At 61.9% G+C, this 14,894-nt stretch carries 10 protein-coding genes; 4 read left to right on the forward strand and 6 right to left on the reverse strand.

The annotated features are described in order from the left end of the window. Positions 1-94: 94 nt before the first annotated feature. Together IFO71_RS11515 and IFO71_RS11520 are read left to right on the forward strand one after the other, a co-directional pair. Positions 95-331, forward strand: coding sequence for a PH domain-containing protein (locus tag IFO71_RS11515; protein WP_192029784.1), 237 nt, complete (start codon positions 95-97; stop codon positions 329-331). Further along, positions 258-1,619: a deoxyguanosinetriphosphate triphosphohydrolase family protein gene (locus IFO71_RS11520; protein ID WP_332309367.1), complete on the forward strand. Its 1,362-nt coding sequence runs from the start codon at positions 258-260 to the stop codon at positions 1,617-1,619. The genes IFO71_RS11515 and IFO71_RS11520 overlap by 74 nt, the downstream gene beginning before the upstream one ends. A gap of 110 nt (positions 1,620-1,729) precedes the next feature. Here the strand turns inward: IFO71_RS11520 and IFO71_RS11525 are convergent, their stop codons facing one another. The 6 genes from IFO71_RS11525 to IFO71_RS11550 form a co-directional block, all read right to left on the reverse strand. Beyond that, on the reverse strand, positions 1,730-3,901 hold the full coding sequence (locus IFO71_RS11525; RefSeq protein WP_192029786.1) for a sensor histidine kinase: 2,172 nt from the start codon (positions 3,899-3,901) through the stop codon (positions 1,730-1,732). Positions 3,902-4,026: 125 nt separating this feature from the next. Continuing rightward, positions 4,027-8,382 (reverse strand): RCC1 domain-containing protein, encoded by a 4,356-nt coding sequence (locus IFO71_RS11530; RefSeq protein ID WP_192029787.1) that lies wholly within the window; start codon positions 8,380-8,382, stop codon positions 4,027-4,029. Positions 8,383-8,594: 212 nt separating this feature from the next. Further along, positions 8,595-9,767, reverse strand: a complete 1,173-nt coding sequence (locus tag IFO71_RS11535; protein ID WP_192029788.1) for an ABC transporter permease — start codon at positions 9,765-9,767, stop codon at positions 8,595-8,597. Next, a complete protein-coding gene (locus IFO71_RS11540; protein WP_192029789.1) occupies positions 9,764-10,510 on the reverse strand; it encodes an ABC transporter ATP-binding protein in 747 nt (248 codons plus the stop codon). Before IFO71_RS11540 ends, IFO71_RS11535 begins: the two co-directional genes overlap by 4 nt. A 146-nt stretch (positions 10,511-10,656) precedes the next feature. Then, positions 10,657-12,189: an alpha/beta hydrolase gene (locus tag IFO71_RS11545; RefSeq protein WP_192029790.1), complete on the reverse strand. Its 1,533-nt coding sequence runs from the start codon at positions 12,187-12,189 to the stop codon at positions 10,657-10,659. Between the two features lie 87 nt (positions 12,190-12,276). Then, complete coding sequence (locus IFO71_RS11550; RefSeq protein WP_192029791.1) at positions 12,277-13,092, reverse strand: FAD-binding oxidoreductase; 816 nt, start codon at positions 13,090-13,092, stop codon at positions 12,277-12,279. 50 nt (positions 13,093-13,142) lie between these two features. Here IFO71_RS11550 and IFO71_RS11555 point away from each other — a divergent pair, with 50 nt between their 5' ends. Both IFO71_RS11555 and IFO71_RS11560 read left to right on the forward strand, forming a co-directional pair. After that, the gene (locus tag IFO71_RS11555) at positions 13,143-14,078 is read left to right on the forward strand and encodes an ABC transporter ATP-binding protein (protein ID WP_192029792.1); all 936 of its coding nucleotides are present in this window, start codon (positions 13,143-13,145) and stop codon (positions 14,076-14,078) included. A 38-nt stretch (positions 14,079-14,116) separates the two neighbouring features. Next, on the forward strand, positions 14,117-14,884 hold the full coding sequence (locus IFO71_RS11560) for an ABC transporter permease (RefSeq protein ID WP_192029793.1): 768 nt from the start codon (positions 14,117-14,119) through the stop codon (positions 14,882-14,884). Positions 14,885-14,894: the final 10 nt, after the last annotated feature.

Consider the following 14,894-nt stretch of genomic DNA (forward strand, 5'->3'; position numbering starts at 1 on the left):
TAATTTGGCTAAACTACCCCAAAGTCTCAATAGCGTTGCTAGTCAAGTTGTAAACGATAGATTTTTGTGTTAAGGGCCGACGAGGGGAAGCTGGATGATTGACACTACCGTGCTTGAACAAGCCGTCCTTTCTTATCTCAACCAAGAGAAGAAGCCGGTGGCGATCGGCAAGATCGTCGATGAAGTAGTACGTACGGCTGGTGATCCCGATCCTTCAGACCTTAAGCTAGCCGCACTGAGGCTAGTGGATTCGGGTCGTGCAGAAATTAACCGACGCTGGGAGTTCTCCATCTCTGAAGCAGCAGGAGCCGGAGAAGCGATCGCTCGGTGACCGGGCCGACAGGCGCTCACCAACACACAGCGATCGGCATGACTCGCGGTCACCGTTCCAGAAGGATCGGGACCGCGTGCTCTATTGCGACTACTTCAGCCGTCTTTCCGGCGTTACCCAGGTCGTAAGCTCGGCCGAAGGGAGCGTTTTTCACAACCGGTTGACCCACTCACTAAAGGTGGCGCAGGTCGCAAGGCGGTTGGCCGAGCGATTGGTCGCGAAATACGATATAAGCACGGATCTGCTGAACCCGGATGTTGTGGAAACCGCCGCTCTTGCCCACGACCTGGGGCACCCGCCGTTCGGCCATGCCGCGGAAATGGAACTGTGCAAACTCGCCGAAAAAGAATTCGGTTTGCCAGACGGGTTTGAGGGCAACGCACAGACCTTTCGCATTCTCACCAGGCTAGCTACATCTCGTAGCGCTGGAGTCGTGGGACTCGACCTGACGCGGGCATCCTTGGCTGCTGTAACCAAGTACCCCTGGCGTCGCGACCTCAACGAGGATTCAAAGGACAAAGCGCGCAGGAAATTTGGAGCCTACGAGGACGATCTGCATGCGCTGGATTTTGCGATTGGCGACCGTAAGGAGCAATCGCTCGAAGCACAGATCATGGATGTGGCGGATGCAATCACATACAGCGTCCACGATTTGGAGGATTTCTATCGCGCGGGCTTGATCCCGCTCGAGAGACTGATGAAAAACAGAAGTTACCTTAGGGCGTTCTTCAAGCGCTGGGAACGAGACAAGCCAAACAGCGAAAGCAGAAAGTACATGAACACGGACAGCAACTTCCAAGCGGTCGAGAACCTGTTGGACCTTGTGTTCAAGGAAATCGCTGAGCCGGGAACGCAAAAGGAAGCGGAATTGCTAGAAGGGTTCAGATCACAAGCGATTACGCAGTTCCTCGCCGGAATCGAGTACGACGCTGCAAGCGCGTCGATATCTCTAGCAGAAGAGCATGACCACCAGACCAACTTCTTGCAAAGACTCGTGTGGGACTACGTGATACTGAGTCCTAGGCTGTCAACCCAACAAACAGGCCAAGTGAGAGTGGTGAGGCACCTGGCGCGCCATTTCCACGAAGCTCTCACTGGCGGAGAACTTGCCAAGGTTCCTACCCGATTTCGCGCAACGGCCGATGAGCTCTATCAGGGCAAGAATCAACAGACGCTATCGAGACTGGCAATCGACATTGTCGCTAGCTTGAGCGAGGCAGAGGCCCTGGCAATTCACAGGAAGATAATGGGTCAGGCATCCGGCTCTGTATTGGATCTCGTGCGGTAGCGTTCGGCCCACCAGCTGGCCAACGGACAGACGAAATCCCCGTCAAGCCTAGGCTTCTTAGGCCTCAGAAGGCGCTTGACAGCTTCTGCATCGGAAAGTAGTGCCCAATCTCAAGCCGCTTGCTGCCCATCCACGGCTTTCTCCCGTGGCGGTGCCTTGCGCGGGAATCGCATGCTGAGAATGACCCCATTGCCTGGCGAGCTGTCGAGTTCGATGCTGCCGCCGAGCAGTTGGGTGACCAGGTTGAAGACGATATGCAGGCCAAGGCCGGAGCCGCCGCGGCCACGGCGGGTGGTGAAGAAGGGTTCGAAGGCGTGTTCGCTTACCTCGGCAGACATACCAACGCCATCATCCTGATAGCGTAGTTCGATGTCGTCGCTGTATTGACGGGCCTGGATCACTACATGACCGATGTCGCGGCCGGCAAAACCATGTAGCAGTGAGTTGTTGACGCAGTTGCTCAGGATCTGGAACAGCGCACCGGGGAAGCCGTCGATCTGAATGCCGGCTTCGCAGTTGAGTTCCAAGGTAATGCCGGTACGCTTGAATAGCGGCCGCAGCGACAACGCGGCTTCATGCAACAGGGTGTGCAATTCGAACTCGCGACGGCCATCACTACTTTGATCGACCGCCACTTGCTTGAAGCTGGCGATCAACTCGTTGGCCCGTTGCAGGCTGCCCAGGATCAGTCGCATGCCTTCTTCGATGGCATGGCGCCAGTGAAGAAACTCGCGCCTGCTAAGCGTTTCGCCATCGGCCTTCTGCTGCAGAGTGAGACAGGTTGACTGCAGATGCGAGGCAGCGGTGAGGGCGATACCGATCGGGGTGTTAATCTCGTGGGACACGCCGGCCACCAGTTGACCGAGCGCGGCCATCTTTTCCGCCGCCAGCAGATCGTGCTGGGTGTTGCGCAGATCCTGTAGCGCTTGCTCGGCGCGCAGCTTGGCCTGCGATAGCGCTTCGGTGCGTTCCTGAACGCGTTGTTCCAGTGTTTCATTGAGACGAGCCAGGTGTCGCTCGCGCTCGGCGAGCTGCTGGTGCACCGCTGTGATCTGTCTTAGATTGCGCTGCGTCTGCCGATGGTTCCACCACATTGCGCCGCTCGCTACCAGCAGTTCCAGCAGAAGTGCCCATAGAGTCAAGTCGCGTAGACGGGCGAACGAGGCTTGCACTGGTCCGGTGATCGGCTGCAGCGGAATCAGATTGATCAGCAGCCAATCCTGCTCTGCTAGATGGCTGATGAAGGCGACCTGCTGCTGGTCCAGCAGTCGAAAGTCGCCGCCGGAACGCTGAGTGGTGCGCCGCCGCGCTTCGTTGGCAACGCGCAGGAACCGCTGGTCTTGCAGACCATTGAGATCGAGTCTTCCGGCGCTGGCGACGATCTGTTCGGCGTACAGATCCGATGCCAGTACCCGGTCTTGCGCGTCGACCAGCACGAAACCACTGCCCTCGACCTGGCCCAATGCCTCGACCTGCTGCAGCAGGCGCTGCAACGGCACGTCGTGCCCTACCGAGCCCAACCACACGCCGTTGACCCGTAGCGGTAGCACGGCCGAGAACATCCAAACCTGCGGCGTCGGGTCGAAGGACAGCGGTGTCCAGCGAAGTTCGCCCTGCGGGTTGTTGTGTGGATGGACCAGTTGCATCCAGTCGGTGCCGGCATAGCTGAAATCGGCCTCGGCCTGAAAGACGAACTCGGCCAGATCCGGCCCCGGCCCAAAAAACACGATGCCACCGGCGGCTGGCAGCCACCAAGTATCGGCGAAGATGCTTTCCTGTGCGCCGCGGCCGAACTGATCGGTGATCTGCTTGGCCAGTACGATCTGCTGCTGCAGGGCTGGGGTAGGATCAAGCCCGCGCGGCAGCCAGATGCCAGCCTCGCGTCGACCATCAAAACCGAGTCTACGGGAGCGCACACTGCCGTCGGGCCAAGGCTCGGTGAGGGCCTGGAAGCGTTCCACCATCGCGGCATCGACGGCCGCCGCCAAGCCGCGCTGCAAACCATCCTGATAGCGAGCCAGCGAGCGTTCGGTGACATTGAGCTGGTTGCGAATATGCCGCGCCACTTGCCGTTCGGCCTGTTCCAGGGTGCCGAGTACCCGCTCGATGTGATCGAGCCGTAGCTGTTCCTGCTCCCGCACGCCGAAGGCAAACAGCAGCGCCAGCACCAGGGTGACGGTGATGATCGGCACGTAAAACGGTAGCAAGGCCGCGCGCCGCAGCGGTGCCGCGCTAGAGGCGGGGCCAATCACCGAATCGCCGGCAGGCTCGATGTTTGCCATCGTCTGCTCCCGCTTCCGTTCCAGGGCCGATTGACAAATGGTGCGACCAAGACCGGGCCGGATGCAATCATAATCATCATATTTGCCCGGGCGCGCCCGGGCCGGATTGCAGGCCGACGCAGCGCTCAGTCGACCAGCTCCACAGTCTCGCAGCTGCTAGCCACCGAGCCGACTTGCAGACGCTGGATCTCGCGGGTCTGATTGACGCCGTCGATCTGGTAGCTGAAGCGGCCGTGGGCGCCGTTGTCAAATTCGAAACTGACCGTGCCGATGGCTTGCGCACCGGGGCTGGGCGGCTGGTTGTCGATCTGATCGAACGGCAGACCGTCGGCTTGGCGGAATACCTGTCCGCTAAAACGACCATCGGCCTGACGCTGGGTTAGCAGGGATAGGAACAACGGCTCGTGGTCTAGATCGTAGGTGTACCAGATAGCGAACAGGCCATCACCAACATGGGTGAGAAACAGGCCCCATCCCGACTGGTCGGCGCCACCCCACCAGACATCGCTGTAGTTGCTGGCGAATTCGCGGTTGGGATCGCTGCTGGGCCGACACACCAAGCGCCGTGGCCCAAATGGGAAGCGGGTCAATTGTTTGAATTGGCTCACCGCACCTACCTGGTACTCAAAGCGCAGACTTTGATCGCCAATGAAGCGCAGTGATAAGCTGCCGACCGCAGTGCTGGTCTCGCTGGCGATGCCGCCGATCTGGTTGTACGGCAGGCCGGTAAAGCGGAACAGATCACCGCGGAAGCTGCCGTCGGCCTGTGGGAAGGCGCCGCCGGCCAGAAACCAGGCCGGCTCGCCGTCGTCGTCGTAGGTGAACCAGGCCGGCGCCAGCAGATTGCCCTGATCGAAGATAAACAGTCCCCAGCCCGACTCCTGTTCCTTCCACCAGGTAGCCGTCTTCAGCGCTGTGACCGCGCTCGGATTGATCGATTGGAACAGATCGGTGACACCATTGGTGTCGAGCCCGCCACGGCCAAGCAACAGGTTGGTCGCATCGGACTCAAAGATCACCTGGGTCCCGCCAAAGTTCAGCACCGGGTAGTCACTGACGGCGTCGGCCTGGTCGCCGATTGCGTTGTCACTGACCCGGCTCAGGCCAGTTTGGCCGGCGCTCCAGCTGAAAATGTCGGCAACCTCGTTATTGTCGGCCTGGCTGCTGAGGTTGTAGGCCTGGGATTGAAACACCACGGTTTGACCATCGCCGGCGATGCTCGGGCTGGCGGAAGCGCCATTGCCATCGGCGCCGGAGCTGGTCTCGCTAAGTCGGGTGAGGGCATTGCTCTGGGCGTCGAACAGGTAGACGTCCTGCAGCTGATTGCTATCGTGCGGCACCAGCGGGAAATCGCTCTCGAACACCAGCAGCTCGCCACTGAACGCCATATCCGGGCTGCTGCTCTGCCCACCGGCCTGATTGCAGTTGCCACCGCTACTGGGCGAGCTGACGGTTTGCACCTGTCCGGTCTGCATATTGCGCAACAGCACCTGGGTGTTGGCGCTGGGGCAGGCCGGCTGCACCCCACTTAACACATTCTTGGCGCTGGAAGTCCAGGCCACCCACTGACCATCGGCCGAGATCACCGCATCAGTGCCCTCGCCATCACTGTTCTCGCCGCTGTCGCTGCCATCGGCCAGCACCGATTTGCAGGAAACGCACTGCGCTGAGCCCTGCGGCAAGCCGGCAGCGTCCAGCGGTTGCAAGAACACCTGGCGGGTCTCGGTCGGGCCCTGACTGAACTCGGTGTTGATGGCGGTAAACACCAGGGCGCCGCCATTGCCGGCAAAACGCGGGCTGCTGCCTTCGCTCACCGTACTGGCGATGCGCTGGGTGGTGCCGGTTTGCATATTGCGAAGGAACAAACCGGTTTGTCCGCCCTTCTGTCGCTTAGCACGGGCTTTCGCCGACTCGCCGAGCAACGCATTCACTGCAGCATCGGGGGCGATAAACAATACCCGCTGACCGTCGGCACTGATCGCCGCTTCACCGGCATGACCGCCCAACTGGGCGCCGTCGTTGTCGAGGCTGACCCGTTGTAGCGCGCCGCTGTGTGTATCGACGCGAAACACATCACGGCTCTGGTTGCTGTCACCATCGATCAGATTGCTGGCCTCTGACTCGAACACCAGATAGCGCCCACTAGAGTCGCTGGCTGGTCGCAGGCTGGCGGCATTGCCATCCGGCGTCGGCCGCTTGCGATTATCGCGATCCAGTTTCACAGCGACCGGGGTCGGCGAGCCGGCAAACCGCTGGTTGCCAAACTGACCGCTGTAGTTCGAGCCCCAACAGCGAATGGCGCCGCCGCGCAGCAGGGCGCAGTTATGTTCGGCACCGGCGGCAATGGCGATCACATCGCGTTGCAGCCCACTCACCGGCGCCGGTTCGGCGCGTTGCAGACTGGTGCCGTCGCCGATCTGGCCGGCGTCATTGCGGCCAAAGCAGCTCACCGCACCGGCCGTGCTCAACGCGCAGGTATGCGAATTGCCCAGGGCGATCTGTGCCACGCCCTGCGCCAGCCCCGGCACATCGACCGGGCGCAGTCGATCGCCAATCTCGAAGCTGCCGAGCTGAAAATTGTCATTGCTGCCCCAGCATTGCACCGCTCCGGCGGTGCTCAGTGCACAGCTGTGTTCTCGGCCCAGCGCGACCTGGCGTATAGCGCTACCCAGCCCGGGCACATCGACCGGAGTCAGGCGAGTCGTAGTGCTGCCATCGCCAAGCTGACCGCGCTCGTTCGCCCCCCAACACTTGAGTCCACCGGCGCTGGTGAGGGCGCAGGTATGCGCGGCAAAGCTGCTGGCGACCTGACTGACGCCGCTGCTCAGTCCGACCACGGGCACCGGTCGGAAGCGACGCTGATCGCTGGCATCGCCGAGTTGGCCGGCGAAATTGTGCCCCCAGCAGAACAGCGCACCGTTCTGCACCGCACAGCTGTGCACGCCACCGGCGGAGATCGCCGATACCCCGCTGTCCAGACCCAGCACCGGCACCGGTGAGAATTGATCGAGCCCGCTGTCATCGCCGAGTTGACCGAAGTCGTTGCGGCCCCAGCACAGCGCCGCACCGCCGCGTCGGGCGCAGGCATGGAATCCGCCGACATCGATGGCATTGACCGCGCTGTTAAGTCCGCTCACTGCGCCCGGCCGCAGGCGTTGATCGCGCCCGCCATCGCCAAGTTGGCCGGAGAAGTTGAGACCCCAGCAGCTGACTGCGCCGTTCTGATCCAGCGCGCAGCTATGCTCCTCGCCAACATCAAGTGCACTGATCGCTGTGTTGAGGCCCAGCGTTGCCAAGGGCACAAAGCTCTGGGTGGTGCTGCCGTCGCCGAGTTGACCACTGAAGTTCAGGCCCCAGCACTGCAAGGTGGCCTGCGCCGAACGGGCACAGCTATGCAGATCGCCCAGCGCAATTGCCGTAACGGAAGCGGCCAGGCCCTGCACCGGCGTGGCGATATGACGGCGAATCGGTGTGCCATCGCCAAGCTGGCCAACATCATTGCGGCCCCAGCAGTACACCTGCTCGGTGACCAGCGCGCAGCCATGTTCGGCGCCCAGATCGATCGCGCTGGCCGGGCCGGGCAGGCCAGCGGTGGCGATCGGTGTGCTGCGGTCGGTCTCGTCATCACCGGCACCAAGCTGCGAATTATTGTTCGCCCCCCAACAACTAACTCCACCGCCGGCCCGCAAGGCGCAGCTGAAACGCTCGCCGCCGGCCACCCTCAGGCCGTCATCGATACCCTGTACAGCGACCGGGCTCAGTCGATCCTCGAAGCTGCCGTCACCCAGCTGGCCAGCGAAGTTGAAACCCCAACAGCGAATTCCACCGCCATCCAGCACCGCGCAGCTGTGCCGCTGACCGGCGCCGATCGCCCGCACTCCGCTCGATAGGCCGGCAACCGCGGTGGGTGTCAACCGGTCGATACCGCTGCCATCACCGAGTTGGCCGGCGTAGTTGGCACCCCAGCACAGCACCGCGCCTTGCTCGGTCAGGGCGCAGGTATGATCGGCGCCGGCCGCCAGCGCACGAACCCCGCTGTTAAGTCCCTGTGGGGTGACCAGGCTCAAGCCGAGTTCGGTACTGCCATCGCCGAGCTGGCCATAGAAGTTCATGCCCCAGCAGCGCACCGCGCCGTTGTCGAGTAGGGCGCAGCTGTGATCCTGACCGGCGGCCAGGGCTTTGACGAGTTCACCCAGACCGGCTACCGCCACCGGCAACAGTCGATCACGCCGACTGCCATCGCCGAGCTGGGCGAGAAAATTCAAACCCCAGCAGCGCACGCCCCGCTGCTGATCGGCGGCACAGGTATGCGCGCCACCCGCAGCAACCGACTCGACTTGATCCAGCGGCACCGGCTGGGCCAGGGCCAGCGGCGTCGCCAGCAGCAGCGCCAGCATCCAGCACCGGCGATACAGGCCCCCCAAGGTCTTGCGACCAAGCCCCTTTCCAGCATGCCAACAGCGTCCGGCCTCGCACTTCATGGCGAACTCCCCGGCAGCGCCATGGCGGTGACTTATTGTGCGCCGCTGTTGCGCCTGCGGAAACCCTGGGGGGGATTCGGGTTTCGCAACAGCCCGCCGCTCCAGCGGCTTGTCTGCTCCTCTGTGCTTAGCGCTAACTAACCGCTGTCAGTCGAACTTGGCCTTATCCCGCTTTGACGAATCCCGAACCCCAAATCCCGAATCCCGGCTCCTCACGCCGAGATCGCCAGCTTCTCGCGATGGTACAGACGGGCGGCAATCAGCCACAGCAGCGCGCCGAGGCCGAGTCCGGCCGCCAGGTACACGCCCCATTCGCTGGCCAGTACCGGCTCGCTGCGCACGATGCGGATGATCAGCTGGTTCTGTGCCAGGAACGGCACCGTGAACATCCACAGCTGATCCTTGATCGGATTCACCATCAGGATGATGGTCGGAATCATCGGTAACAGCATCAGAATACCCATGTAGCTCTGCGCTTCCTTCATCGACTTGGCGCTGGCCGACAACAAGGTCAGCAGGGTGGTGCCGAGCAGCACCATCGGCATCAGCACAACCAGCAGTTTGGCGGTGACCCACCAGGTGACTTCGACGCCCTTGAAGGTGGCACCGGCAAACAGGAAGGCGACCTTGAAGGACACCATGATCAACAGCAGGGATACCAGACCAAATACACAGGCAGCGCCGATCTTGCCGCTCATGATCAGGCTGCGTGAGGCCGGCGTGGCCAGCAAGGGTTCCAGCGACTGCCGCTCGCGTTCGCCGGCGGTGGCATCGATCACCAGATAGGCGCCGCCCAGGAAGGCACTGAGAATCAACAGGTAGGGCAACAAGGCGCTGAGAATCTGTCCGCGCTGGGCCTCGGGCGTGGCGAGGTCGCGCGAGTTGGTGCGCAGCGCCTTGCTCAGCTGCGGATTGACCCCGCGGGTCAGCAGACGCAGATGTCCTGCAGTTTGGCTGTAGGCATCGAGCACCCCGCGCACCCGGCGCAGTGGAATCTCGGTATCGCGGCGGGTGGAATCAAAGATCAACTCGATATCGGCCGGCTCGCTGGCTCGCCATTGATCACCGAACTCGGCCGGAATGCGCAGAATCACGTCGCGATTTTGTGCCCGAATCTCGGCGTCGGCGTCGGCCGGCGCCGGCAGTACCTCGATGTTGTGGGTGGACAGGAAGTTGACCAGATTGGGGGCGTGCTCGGCGCCCACCACAGGCAGCTTCAGCGTGCTTTCCAGCTGGGTCTTGGCGCGCTTTTCGGCCAAAGCACCCATGCCCAGAATCAAGGCCGGAAAGAGCAGCGGACCCATCAATAGATTCAGCAGAAAGGTGCGGCGATCGCGGAACAGGTCGAGCAGTTCCTTGTGCATTACGACGAACAGAGTCTTCATGCCTGCAGCCCCTCTTCCGAACCGATCAGTTTGACGAAGGCATCCTCAAGATTGTCTTCCGCGGTCTTGCTGCGCAGTTCATCGGCAGTGCCTTCGGCGACCACCTTGCCCTTGGCGATCACCACGATCCGATCGCAGAGCGCCGCAACCTCCTGCATGATGTGACTGGAGAAGATCACGCAGCGCCCTTCGGCGCGCAGCTGACGCAAGAACTCGCGCAAGGCGCGGGTGGTCATCACATCCAGCCCATTGGTGGGTTCGTCGAGAATGACATTCTTTGGATCATGCACCAGAGCGCGGGCAATCGCGGTCTTGGTGCGCTGCCCCTGGGAGAATCCTTCGGCCTGACGATCGAGTACGTCCTCCATGCCCAGCGCCCGACTTAGCACATCGGTTCGCTGCTTGATCAAAGCGTCGTCAAGTCCGTGTAGCCGGCCAAAGTAGGCGATATTCTCGCGCGCCGTCAGACGCTTGTAGACCCCGCGCGCATCAGGCAGCACGCCCAGACGCCGCCGCACCGCTTCGGCCTCGCGGGCGATGTCGAGACCATCGACCTTGACCGCACCCTGGTCCGGCGTCATCAGGGTGTACAGCATGCGCATGGTGGTCGTCTTGCCGGCGCCATTGGGTCCAAGCAGGCCAGTGATCTCGCCGTCGCGGGCACTGAAACTCACCCCATCAACGGCCTTGACCAGACCGGTCTTGGTCTTGAATTGCTTATGCAGGTTATCGACTTGGATCATTGGCTTGTCCGTGATTGGTGATTTGTGATTGGTGATTCGTTGTTGGAGGCTTTCGCTTGTGGCTGAGCCGAGAGCGGGAACGACTGGCCGGCTGTTCGGATCGAAGCGCAGCCAATCACGAATCACCAATCACGAATCACGGCAACTCAGGGCTCCCACCCATACACTCCGGCGAATGGCGGCAGCGGTTTCAGTCGGCCGAGGCATTCGGGTTTCAGCGCCTTGGCGTCGGCGGTCTCAAGAAACTGAGCATAGAGTTTCGGCATACAGCCAAGCCCGATGGCGCCATGCCCCTGACCTTTCATGATCAGGTGCCGGCCTTTGGGCAGGTGCTGCACCACCTCCTCGCCGTAGCGCGGCGGAGTGACCGGGTCGAACTCGCCGGATAACACCAGCACCGGCAGTTCCGGATTGCTCAACGGTTGGCGAAAGTTGGGGTCGCGCGTACCGCGCGGCCAGACCGCACATTGGGCCTTGGTGAAGGCAATGAATTCAGGCCCCATCACGGTGCCGTCGTCAGCGCTGCTCTCGCTGAGGTCGTCGGCATCCTCGGTGCAGCTCACCGACAGCTGCATGCCGTGATAGAGCTGGTCAGTCAGGTTGCCTACGAGGGCGCGTGCCTGGGCCAGCAGGTCGGCGTAGCGTCCCTCGGACGCCTCGTGGATCAGATACGGCAAGGCGGTGGCAGATTCCTGTGAATAGGCGTACATGCGCAGCAATAGCGCCAAGTGACCAAAGGCCGGCTTTTCCTTCTGCCAGAGGCCACTGGTTGAATCACGGTAGCTGACTTCCTCTAGCTCACCTTGCTCCAGCAGCGCGCGCACCTGGGTCAATTGTTCGCGCGGGTTCCCCAGCTTTTCGGCACAGCCGCCGGCTTCGACGCAGCGCTCAAACTGCTGGTTCAGGGCGTCCTCGAGATTGCGCGCATGTTCGGCGCCGAGCACCAAAGTGTTGGGTACCACGGCATCGAGCACCACCGTGCGGGTGTGCTCGGGATAGCGGGCCGCGTATTGCTGCGCCACGCGGGTACCGTAGGAAATGCCGATCAGGTTGATTTTCTCGATGGCCAGTCTTTGCCGTACTTCGTCGAGATCATCGATGTGTTCTGAAGTGCCATAAAAGCGCAGATCGGCCTTCTGCGACAGGGCTTCCACACATCGCCTGGCGAATTCGCCGGCTTGGTTGGGGTCGTCTTCGGCGCTTTCGGTGATCGCCGCCACGCCGGCCGCATTGCGACAGACCAGCGGGTTGGAATCGCCGGTGCCGCGGGCATCGAGCAGGAATACATCACGGTTGCGCCGGGCATCGCGGAAGGCGTGGTTGACCATCGGATAGGCCTGCTTGGCCGCTTGCCCCGGTCCGCCGGCAAGCATGACGATCGGATCGGGTTCGGCATCGCCGCTGGCCGGCACCCAGGCCAGGCCCAGCGAAATTCGCCGCGACTCGGGGTTGCTGCGATCTTCTGCAACCTCCACCTCGGTGCAATACGCTTCGATCGAGTAGGGCAGATTGCCGGCATGCAACGCACAAGGCTCGAAGTCCAGGTTGCCTTGCCGACGCAGGGTGGCCGGATCGGCGGCGCAGGCCAGGGCGCTCACGCTCAGCAGCATCGCGGCCGTCAGGCTGCGCCGGGCGAGGGTGGGCTGGCCGAGCGGGCTCGGTTGATTGCGATTGATCATCATTGTCTCCTGGCCGGCAGCGGGCCGCTGGCAGAGTAGAACGAAGTTCACAGCGCTTTGTGACGCGCTGAATGCGAGGCAGCCGGCCTATTTGCTTGAGACATACTTCTCGCGGCGGATATGCGGTACGGGCAGGCCAGCTTCCTTGAGCACCTCGAAGCTGGCATCGACCATGTTCGGGTTGCCGCAAAGATAGGCGATATCGCCCTCCGGGTCGGGTTGAAACTCGGCCAGGGCGTTCTGCACATAGCCCTGTCGATCGTCAGCACGCGGCTGCGCCGGCATCTCTCGCGAGAAGCAGGGCACGAAGCGGAAGCCCGGTGTGGTCTCGGCGAAGGCGGCGAATTCATCGGCGTACAGCAACTCGGTCGGGGTGCGGGCGCCAAACAGCAAGATCACTTCGATGCCGCGTTCACGGATCTGCTGCGCCAGCTGCGGCAGCATGGCGCGGTACGGTGTGACGCCGGTGCCGGTGCCGACCAGCAAATAGCGTCGATTCTGGTCGTTCGGCATCAGGCAAAAGCGTCCAAATGGACCACTGGCCTCGACCCGGTCGCCTTCCTTGAGGTGCTCGAACAGGGCGGTGGCGGCACCCCCGCTGACGTAGGACACCGCCATCTCGATCGGCAGGTCCGGTCGGGCCTGTCCGTCGTACACCGTGGCAATGGAATAGCTGCGCTTGGTCGGCTTGCCATCGTCGTAGTGGAAGTGCACCTGCAGAAACTGGCCCGGTAGAAAGCTCAGACTGTCGCCGTCGTCGCGCTGAAACACCAGATGGCGCACGCTGGGGGCGATCATCCGGCTGGCGGTAAGGCGCAAGGGAAAATGTTGAGGCACGATCGATCCGAAGCTGGAAAACGAGGCCGATATACTACCGCCCCCGGTGTTCGACACAGTGTTCATCGCCGCGACGCCGCCCTGGACCGGGCCCGATCCACCCTACGGACAGACTGATGAGTGCCCTACCCGCCCTTAGCATCCGCGATCTACGCAAGACTTATGACAACCGCGTCGAGGCCCTGAAGGGGGTCAGTCTGGACGTGCAGGAGGGCGACTTCTTCGCCCTGCTCGGCCCCAACGGTGCCGGCAAATCGACCCTGATTGGCGTAGTCAGCTCCCTGGTCAATGCCAGCGGCGGACGGGTCGAGGTGTTCGGCGTCGATATCCAGAAGCGGCGCTCGCAGGCAATGCGCCTGATTGGCCTCGTGCCGCAGGAAATCAACTTCAATATGTTCGAAAAGCCGCTGGACATCTGCGTCAACTACGCCGGTTTCTACGGCGTGCCGCGGGCCGAAGCAGTGCAGCGTGCCGAACGTGAGCTGCGCGCCGCCCAGCTGTGGGACAAGGCCCAGGTGATGAGTCGCACTTTGTCCGGCGGCATGAAGCGGCGTCTGATGATCGCTCGCGCCATGATGACCGAGCCGCGTCTGCTGATCCTCGATGAGCCCACCGCCGGAGTCGATATCGAGATTCGCCGCAGCATGTGGAAGACCTTGCGCGAGGTGAATGCCCGCGGCTCCTCGGTGATCCTGACTACCCATTATCTGGAGGAAGCCGAGAGCCTGTGCCGCAATCTGGCCATCATCGACCACGGCCGGATCATCGAATCCGGCCCGATGAAGCAATTGCTGGCCAAACTCGACAACGAGGGCTTCCTGTTCGATATCGAAAACGAGCTGCCTGCCGAACTGCCGCTCATCGAGGGTGCCCAGCTGAGTGCGATTGATGCACATACGCTGGAGCTGGAAATGCCGCGATCGAAGAGCCTTAACGCGGTGTTTGAGCGCCTCAATCAAGCCGGCATCGTGGTGCGCTCGATGCGCAACAAGGCCAACCGGCTGGAGGAACTGTTCGTCAGCTTGACCGGCAGCGGCGACAAAGCAGCTTGAGCGACTCCCCACTCCCGACTTTCGACCCCCGGCCTTCCATGCACCCGAATCTAGTTGCCTATCACACCATTGTTCGCCGCGAGATCAATCGCATCCTGCGCATCTGGGGCCAGACCCTGGTGCCACCGGCGATTACCATGACCCTGTATTTCCTCATCTTTGGCAGCCTGATCGGCCGACGCATCGGTGAAATGGGTGGTTTTGACTACATGGATTTCATCGTTCCCGGGCTGGTGATGATGAGCGTGATTCAGAACGCCTACGGCAACATTTCTTCGAGCTTCTTCGGTGCCAAGTTTGGTCGTCATGTCGAGGAGCTGCTGGTCAGTCCGTTGCCGAACTGGATCATCCTGTCCGGCTATGTCACCGGTGCGGTGTTCCGCGGCCTGATGGTGGGCATCATCGTGCTGGCGATTGCCATGTGCTTTACCCATGTGCGGATTCCACACCCAATCGTCATGCTCAGTACGGTGCTGTTGTCAGCTACGGTGTTTGCCCTGGCCGGCTTCGTCAACGCGGTGTATGCCAAGAAGTTCGATGACATCGCCATCGTGCCGACCTTTATCCTTACCCCACTGACCTATCTGGGTGGAGTGTTCTATTCGGTGACCTTGTTGCCGGATTTCTGGGAGAACGTCAGCTGGTTCAATCCGGTTCTGCACATGGTCAATGCGTTCCGTTTTGGCCTGCTCGGAGTGAGTGATGTGCCGCTGTGGATCGCCTACGCCGTCATGCTGGGTCTGGCCTTTGGCTTGAGCGTGCTCGGCTTGCAGTTGTTGCAGCGCGGCATCGGGCTGCGCAGCTGAATCCACTCCC

Origin of the sequence: Pseudomarimonas arenosa, assembly GCF_014841215.1 — a bacterium.
Lineage (GTDB): Bacteria > Pseudomonadota > Gammaproteobacteria > Xanthomonadales > Xanthomonadaceae > Pseudomarimonas > Pseudomarimonas arenosa.

Bases quoted from the DNA above. Each gene is read 5' to 3' on its own strand.
- IFO71_RS11545 (WP_192029790.1), bottom strand. From the start codon at position 12,189: ATGATCAATCGCAATCAACCGAGCCCGCTCGGCCAGCCCACCCTCGCC.
- IFO71_RS11530 (WP_192029787.1), bottom strand. From the start codon at position 8,382: ATGAAGTGCGAGGCCGGACGCTGTTGGCATGCTGGAAAGGGGCTTGGT.
- IFO71_RS11560 (WP_192029793.1), top strand. From the start codon at position 14,117: ATGCACCCGAATCTAGTTGCCTATCACACCATTGTTCGCCGCGAGATC.
- IFO71_RS11515 (WP_192029784.1), top strand. From the start codon at position 95: ATGATTGACACTACCGTGCTTGAACAAGCCGTCCTTTCTTATCTCAAC.
- IFO71_RS11525 (WP_192029786.1), bottom strand. From the start codon at position 3,901: ATGGCAAACATCGAGCCTGCCGGCGATTCGGTGATTGGCCCCGCCTCT.
- IFO71_RS11540 (WP_192029789.1), bottom strand. From the start codon at position 10,510: ATGATCCAAGTCGATAACCTGCATAAGCAATTCAAGACCAAGACCGGT.
- IFO71_RS11535 (WP_192029788.1), bottom strand. From the start codon at position 9,767: ATGAAGACTCTGTTCGTCGTAATGCACAAGGAACTGCTCGACCTGTTC.
- IFO71_RS11550 (WP_192029791.1), bottom strand. From the start codon at position 13,092: ATGAACACTGTGTCGAACACCGGGGGCGGTAGTATATCGGCCTCGTTT.
- IFO71_RS11555 (WP_192029792.1), top strand. From the start codon at position 13,143: ATGAGTGCCCTACCCGCCCTTAGCATCCGCGATCTACGCAAGACTTAT.